The organism is Actinoallomurus acaciae, from assembly GCF_042429965.1.
Lineage (GTDB): Bacteria > Actinomycetota > Actinomycetes > Streptosporangiales > Streptosporangiaceae > Actinoallomurus > Actinoallomurus acaciae.
This window is the reverse complement of record NZ_JBHLZP010000483.1, coordinates 1-6,010: the sequence shown is the minus strand read 5'-3', so window position 1 is coordinate 6,010 and position 6,010 is coordinate 1. Positions and strand designations below refer to the sequence as shown.

Annotated in this window: 4 protein-coding genes, 9 tRNA genes and 1 pseudogene; 2 read left to right on the top strand and 12 right to left on the bottom strand. The window is 70.1% G+C overall.

Annotated features, from left to right (window positions below):
* The first annotated feature begins 413 nt into the window (after positions 1-413).
* Positions 414-1,703, top strand: a complete 1,290-nt coding sequence (locus ACFFNX_RS39405; protein ID WP_378211256.1) for a serine hydrolase — start codon at positions 414-416, stop codon at positions 1,701-1,703.
* Positions 1,704-1,766: 63 nt separating this feature from the next.
* Here the strand turns inward: ACFFNX_RS39405 and ACFFNX_RS39400 are convergent, their stop codons facing one another.
* On the bottom strand, positions 1,767-2,372 hold the full coding sequence (locus ACFFNX_RS39400) for an NAD(P)-dependent oxidoreductase (RefSeq protein WP_378211255.1): 606 nt from the start codon (positions 2,370-2,372) through the stop codon (positions 1,767-1,769).
* 85 nt (positions 2,373-2,457) lie between these two features.
* Between ACFFNX_RS39400 and ACFFNX_RS39395 the strand changes: the two genes are divergently transcribed.
* On the top strand, positions 2,458-2,823 hold the full coding sequence (locus tag ACFFNX_RS39395; RefSeq protein ID WP_378211254.1) for a winged helix-turn-helix transcriptional regulator: 366 nt from the start codon (positions 2,458-2,460) through the stop codon (positions 2,821-2,823).
* A 12-nt stretch (positions 2,824-2,835) separates the two neighbouring features.
* Here ACFFNX_RS39395 and ACFFNX_RS39390 read toward each other — a convergent pair whose 3' ends face one another.
* The 11 genes and pseudogenes from ACFFNX_RS39390 to ACFFNX_RS39340 all read right to left on the bottom strand — a co-directional run.
* Entirely contained in the window at positions 2,836-4,062 is a 1,227-nt protein-coding gene (locus tag ACFFNX_RS39390) for a cytochrome P450 family protein (protein ID WP_378211253.1), read from the bottom strand.
* An 80-nt stretch (positions 4,063-4,142) separates the two neighbouring features.
* A tRNA-Cys gene (locus ACFFNX_RS39385) sits at positions 4,143-4,216 on the bottom strand.
* A gap of 36 nt (positions 4,217-4,252) precedes the next feature.
* Positions 4,253-4,325 (bottom strand) — tRNA-Asp (locus tag ACFFNX_RS39380).
* A 13-nt stretch (positions 4,326-4,338) separates the two neighbouring features.
* A tRNA-Glu gene (locus ACFFNX_RS39375) sits at positions 4,339-4,413 on the bottom strand.
* 5 nt (positions 4,414-4,418) lie between these two features.
* Positions 4,419-4,493, bottom strand: a tRNA-Glu gene (locus tag ACFFNX_RS39370).
* 129 nt (positions 4,494-4,622) lie between these two features.
* Positions 4,623-4,710: transfer RNA gene (locus tag ACFFNX_RS39365), tRNA-Ser, on the bottom strand.
* A gap of 82 nt (positions 4,711-4,792) precedes the next feature.
* Positions 4,793-4,867: transfer RNA gene (locus ACFFNX_RS39360), tRNA-Pro, on the bottom strand.
* 25 nt (positions 4,868-4,892) lie between these two features.
* Positions 4,893-4,964, bottom strand: a tRNA-Gly gene (locus tag ACFFNX_RS39355).
* A 16-nt stretch (positions 4,965-4,980) separates the two neighbouring features.
* Positions 4,981-5,054: transfer RNA gene (locus ACFFNX_RS39350), tRNA-Pro, on the bottom strand.
* A gap of 29 nt (positions 5,055-5,083) precedes the next feature.
* Positions 5,084-5,155, bottom strand: a tRNA-Ala gene (locus ACFFNX_RS39345).
* Positions 5,156-5,508: 353 nt separating this feature from the next.
* Positions 5,509-6,010, bottom strand: a pseudogene (locus tag ACFFNX_RS39340) (SARP family transcriptional regulator); the annotation flags it as partial.

Genomic DNA, 6,010 nt, shown 5'->3' with positions numbered 1-6,010 from the left:
GGCGTCGCGGCTGGATCGCGCCCGCCGCCGGTCACCTCTGACATGCCGTCTCCTCCCGTCGCCGTCGCGCTCGCGGCGCGCGTGGGGCTCGTCCGCGGGCGCCATCCGGAGAGAAGGGCCCGCACCGACATCACGGCTGCGACCCCCCATCGGGATCACTTCGCGGCCGCATCCCCGGCAGCCGTGGGGAATTCACCGAAGTCGATGCATTCTGTGCTTCGTATGGCAATCACCACTCGCGATGCCTTTAGCCGGGCTAAGGTCACGCTGTGAGAATCAGGGGAATCGGTACCCGCGCTTTCGTCGGCATGGCAGCGGCGACGGCCTTGCTGGGTACCCTCATTGAGCCGGCGCAGGCCGCCGAACGATCAGACCATTCTGCGGCCGGCATCGCCCAGGAATTGCAACAGACCATGGACCAGCTGCACTTCGAGCAGGTCCTCGACCTGGCGCCGCCGACGGAGTCCGCGCAGGCCCGCGCCATGACGACCCAGTCGGTGGACAAGGACGCGGCCACATCCGCGCAGCGTGCGAAGCGTTTCGCCGCACTCGCGACGGACCCGCAGCCGATCGTCCAGCAGCCGCAGATCGACACGACCGTCATCGAACTGGACGCGCTCGGCCGGCCCGTTTCCTCCGGCACCGTGTTGATGAGCCCGCAGTATCCGCACGGAGTCGTCGTACCGACGGACGGGAATTACCACACCGACGCCGTTCGCTGGCGTCAGTGGGATGACGCGGGGTGGTACACCAACCACGCTCAGGGCACCATTGACATCGTCCCCGGCCGGGAGAACGCTCCGCTCGACTTCATGGAGCCCTATCCCGCGTCGGTGCTGAAGCTGATGGTCACCTTCGGCGTGCTCCGGCTCGTCGACCAGGGCACGATCAAGCTCAACGACACCTACGCCTACCAGCCGACGACGGTCAGCTCGCTCTGTGGTGACGCCACGAGCGACACGATCCGCAACTACATCGACGCCTCGCTCACCTGGTCCTCCAACGCCGCGTCGTGCGCGCTGGTCAAGCTGCTCTGGGACCACAATGCGGTCGACGGGCTCAACCAGACGTTCCAGGACCTCGGCCTGGAGACGATGCAGTTGAAGGAGACCAACCCGGAGAACGGCGGACACTGGTCCAACCCGGTCACCATGACCTCGCTGGACACCGCCAAGCTCCTCATGATCATCAATGGCTCGCCGGGCCGGCTGTGGACCACGCCGAACGGGACTCCGGTCACCGCCGCCGCCCTGAGCCCGTCCTCGCGGCAGTTCTTCAAGAACGAACTGCTCCAGCAGGGCTACAACGACGTGCTGTCGACGACGAGCTGGTGCGGCGCGGACTACCCGGCGCCGGGCATCCCCCAGCTCACCGCGTCGCGGTGGATCGCGGCCGACGGCACGACCACGGTCGGCGGCGACGCGTACGCCCATGACGTACGGCCGTGCAACCAGTCCGCCGAGGTGACGTACGGGCACAAGACCGGCCTGGTGGGCAACTCGGCCTCGGACGCGGGCATCGTGAAGGCGCTGCCCGGCAAGCAGGGGCGGAGCTACATCATCGCGATGTTCTCCAACCTCGGCGACCAGTACCAGGACCCGAACCGTCCGCCGACGGCGCCGGGCGCGCACCCGGTGGCCTACACCGAGAAGTTCGCCCAGCTCGGCAAGATCATCGACCAGTACGAGGCGGCGCATCACTGACGCGTCACCGACACGTGACAACGGCCCGGCGGCCTCGTGCCGCCGGGCCGTTGTGCGTCTTCCTCAGTAGGCGAAGGTGATGCGGCGGCCGATCGCCTCGCCCTTCTCCAGCTCGTTCACGAGCCCGTCCGCGTAGTCCTCCGCGCTGATCCGGCTCCGGCCCTCGGCGTCGGCGAGCAGCGTGTCGTCGCCGCGACGGTAATTCCCCGTACGCTCGCCGGGCGCGATCTCGGCCGCCGGGGAGACATAGGTCCAGTCGAGGTCGCCGGCCTCCTCACGCAGGAGGTCCAGCAGCGCGGCCTGCGCCAGCGCGTCCTCCTTCCAGGCGGACGGGAAGTCGGGGCCGTCCACGAGCCGAACGCCCGGCGCGACCTCCAGACTGCCCGCTCCCCCGACGACGACCAGCCGGCGCACGCCCGCGCTGCGCAGCGCCTCGAACACCGCACGCCCGGTGCCGAGCATCCCGCCCTCGCCGGGCGTGATCGCGAGCACGACCGCGTCATGACCGGCGGCGAGCGCGGCCACCGCCGAAGCGTCGTTGGCGTCCCCGGCCGTGGTGCCGTCGGCGCCGCTGCGCGTCACGCCGGTGACCGTGTGCCCCCGGCCGCGCGCCTCGGCGGCGATCCGGCTCCCGATCATGCCGGACGCGCCGATCAGCAGAATTCTCATGATGTCGCCTTCCCCTGGGGTTCGTCGTCAGGGACGTGACGGTATCCACTGGATATCGGTTACTTCAACGTGCTATTGATACCCTATGGAAACCATTGAGCAGGGAGACGCCTTCGACCCGAACTGCCCCACGCGGATGGTGCTCGACCGCATCGGCGACCGGTGGACCGTGCTGGTCGTGATCTCCCTGCGCAACGGGCCACGGCGGTTCACCGAGCTGCGCCGGAAGGTCAACGGCGTGACCCCGAAGGTCCTCACCCAGACCCTGCGCGCGATGGAACGCGACGGCCTGGTCACCCGCGAGGTGTTCGCCGAGGTCCCGCCCCGCGTGGAGTACACCCTGACCCCGCTCGGCATGTCCCTGCAGACCCCGATCCAGGCCATCGCCGACTGGGCGGAGGCGAACGTCGGCAAGGTCATGTCCGCTCGCGAGGCCTCGCTCCAGGCCTGAGTTCGGCGGGCCTCACAGGCGTACGGGAAGGGCACGCACGCTGTTGCCGACGAAGCTGGAGCGGTAGGGAAGCCTCGTCTCGGGCACGTCCAGGTCCGGGAAGCGGGTGAACAGCCGCGCCAAGGCGATCGTCGCCTCCATCCGGGCCAGCGGGGCGCCGAGGCAGAAGTGCGCGCCGTACCCCAGGGAGAGATGCCGGGCGGCGCCGGGACGGCGGGGCCGGGTCACGTCGAAGCGGTCGGCGTCCGGGCCGTGCACCGCCGGGTCGCGCCCCGCCGCCGAGTAACCCGCCAGTACCGGAGTGCCCTGAGGGATCACCGCGCCGTCGACCGTCAGGTCGCGGACCGGGTAGCGGAAGGGGAAGAGGCTGACGGGCGCGTCCCAGCGCAGGGTCTCCTCGACCGCGTCGGGCCAGCCGGCCTCGCCGTTCGTGAGCAGGGCGAGCTGGTCGCGGTGAGCGCACAGGGCACGGACCGCGTTGGCGATCAGGCCCAGCGTGGTCTCGTGCCCCGCGACGACCATCAAGAGCAGGGTGCCGATGAGCTCCTCCTGGCTCAGCCGGTCGCCGTCCTCGTCGCGTGCGGCGATCAACGCGCTGGTGAGGTCGTCGCCGGGCCGCTCCGCACGGCCGGCCGCGACCGCGCTCAGGAGGGCCACCATCTCCCGGTTGGCGGCCATGACCTCCTCCGGGCCGACGTCCGTGGCCACCAGCCGGTCGGACAGACGGTGCAGCGTGTCCCGGTACTCGGCGTCGATCCCGAGCAACTCGCCGATGACCCCGATCGGCAGCGGCAGCGCGAAGTGCCGGACCAGGTCGACGACTCCGCCTCCGGCGGCGCGCTCGAGGCCGTCGAGCAGGTCGGCGGTCATCGCCTCGACCCGCGGACGCAGCAGCTCCACCCGCCGGGCCGTGAACGCCTTGCTCACCAGCGAGCGCAGCCTGCGGTGGTCGGCGCCGTCGGCCGTGGTCATGCCCCGCACCGTGGCGAAGGTCCGCAGCGGCCAGCCGGCGGCGATCCGGCCGTCGCGCAGCGCGGCGAAGTGCCGGGCGTCCTTGGCGACGTCGGCCCGGGAGAGGAAGTCCTTCAGCGCCTCGTGTCCCAGCACCGCCACGCCCTCGACCTCGCCGGGAAGCACGACCGGGGCGACGGGACCGTGCGCGAGCAGCCGCGCGTTGTCGGCGTGCGGACTGCCGCCGGCCGGGTTCAGCCGGTGCGGCGGGACGGACGAGGTGTTCACCATGGCTCCCCTCGGCGCGACCGGGTCGCTGCCGTCGAGGCTACTCGCGCGGACGGCTCCACAGCGGAGAACGTTTTCGGAGACGCGGCCGGGAGTCGAACCCGGACACCGATCGGCTTTGCAAACCGTCGCCCGCACCCGCGAGTACCGCGCCCTGTGGTCACCGGAGCCCCCTGCGGGTCCGGCATCGCGGTCGTGACGGGATTCGAACCCGCGGTCCCCTGCGTGACAGGCAGGTGAGCACTCCGCTGCTCCGCACGACCCTGTCGTCCAACGCAGCGCAGACGGGACTCGAACCCGCAAACACCGGAATGAAGGTCCGGCGGCTGTACCCGATTTGCCTACTGCGCCATGCGTACCCCGTGCGGGAATCGAACCCGCGATCTCCGGATTGAGAGTCCGGCGTCTTCACCTGCGTCGACCAACGGGGCGGGAAACACGGTCCGGCGAATACCGGCCGTGCGGCGGAAGGCCGGGGACTCGAACCCCGAGGCGGTCTTCTCCACCGCCGACGCCCTTTCCGGGAGCGCTCCTCGTCCAGCCGGACGCCTTCCTCAAAGCGGAGAGGGTGGGATTCGAACCCACGGAGGCGGATGACCTCACACCCTTAGCAAGAGTGCCCGATAAGCCTGGCTCTGGCACCTCTCCGAGAGTACGCCGTCAGAGAATCGAACTCTGTTCCCCGGGGTAAGAGCCCGGTGCATCACCTGTAATGCTTACGGCGTTCGCGTCGGGACGGCTGGATTCGAACCAACGACCTCCCGGCTCCCGGCCGGGCGCGCACTCCGCACTGCGCCACATCCCGTCCGGCCGCGTCGCCGCGGCCGCCGAACCGTACTCGGGACTCGAACCCGATTCCCCTGCTTGGAAGGCAGGTGCCTCACCCGTTCGGCTTGTACGGCAGGTCATCCGCATGCGTCGGAACGGCAGGAATCGAACCTGCGACCTCCGCCTCCCGGGGGCGGCGCCCTGCCAAACTGGGCTACGTTCCGCTGTGCGTCGCCGTGCCGACGGCGACTCGTGGACCAACCGGGATTCGAACCCAGGAACTCCTCGGTGCAAGCGAGGCATGATTCCGTTTCACCATCGGCCCAAGTGCCCGTGAGCGGATGTCTCACGAGCCGATGTTCTCCGCTGTGGAGTTGTCAATTTCCGGGCCCCCATGGGGGCATGAAGCCATCAGAAAAGGCCGCTGGGGATGTCTCCTCCGGCGGCCTCTGAATCAGGGACTGAACGTCGCTATCCAGAGGTCCGTTCGGGCTCTCCCGCGTCACTCGGAGAAGCACACGGGCACTTGGCCGCCTTGGCGCCGGGTTCGTACGTCATCGTGGTGCTCCTTCCTCGTTCGCGCTTTCTGGTCCCTATCTTAGGAACTCGTCGGACAGAGGCAACCGAATTAATCCCGAGTCATTGTTGAGACGCCGTACGCCCCGGTCGGGTTCCCGTTCAGCCGCGCAACGCGGCCGAGATGGCGTCGAGCCGGCGGTCGACCGGCCCGGCGGTGAACAGGCCCGTGCCCGCCGCGAGTTCGCCCGCGGCCGGCCGGAGACGGGTGTGGACGCGCTCCAGCACCACCCGGTCGCCGAGTTCGAGCGCGGCCTCGGCCTCCAGACAGCACAGCGCCTCGTACGTCAGGTCCGCGGGAGGTTCGCCGAGTTCGCGCAGTGCCGTACGGGCGTCGGCGCGGCGTCCCGACCGCAGCAGGGCGAGGGGCTCGACCCACGGCCGGTACGGCCCCCAGTCCGCGTCGGGGTCGACCTCGACGTCCGGACCGAGCCGCAGGCACAGCAGCGCCATCGGCAGCAGCCCCTGCTCGACGCCGGGCATTCCCGCGCCGTCGAGCCGTACGGCGGCGGCGCGGTAGGCGTCCTCGGCCCCCGCCCGGCCCTCGGCGGCCAGCCTCAGCGCCGCGTACCACCGCGTGAACACGCCGACGAGCGGAAGCAGG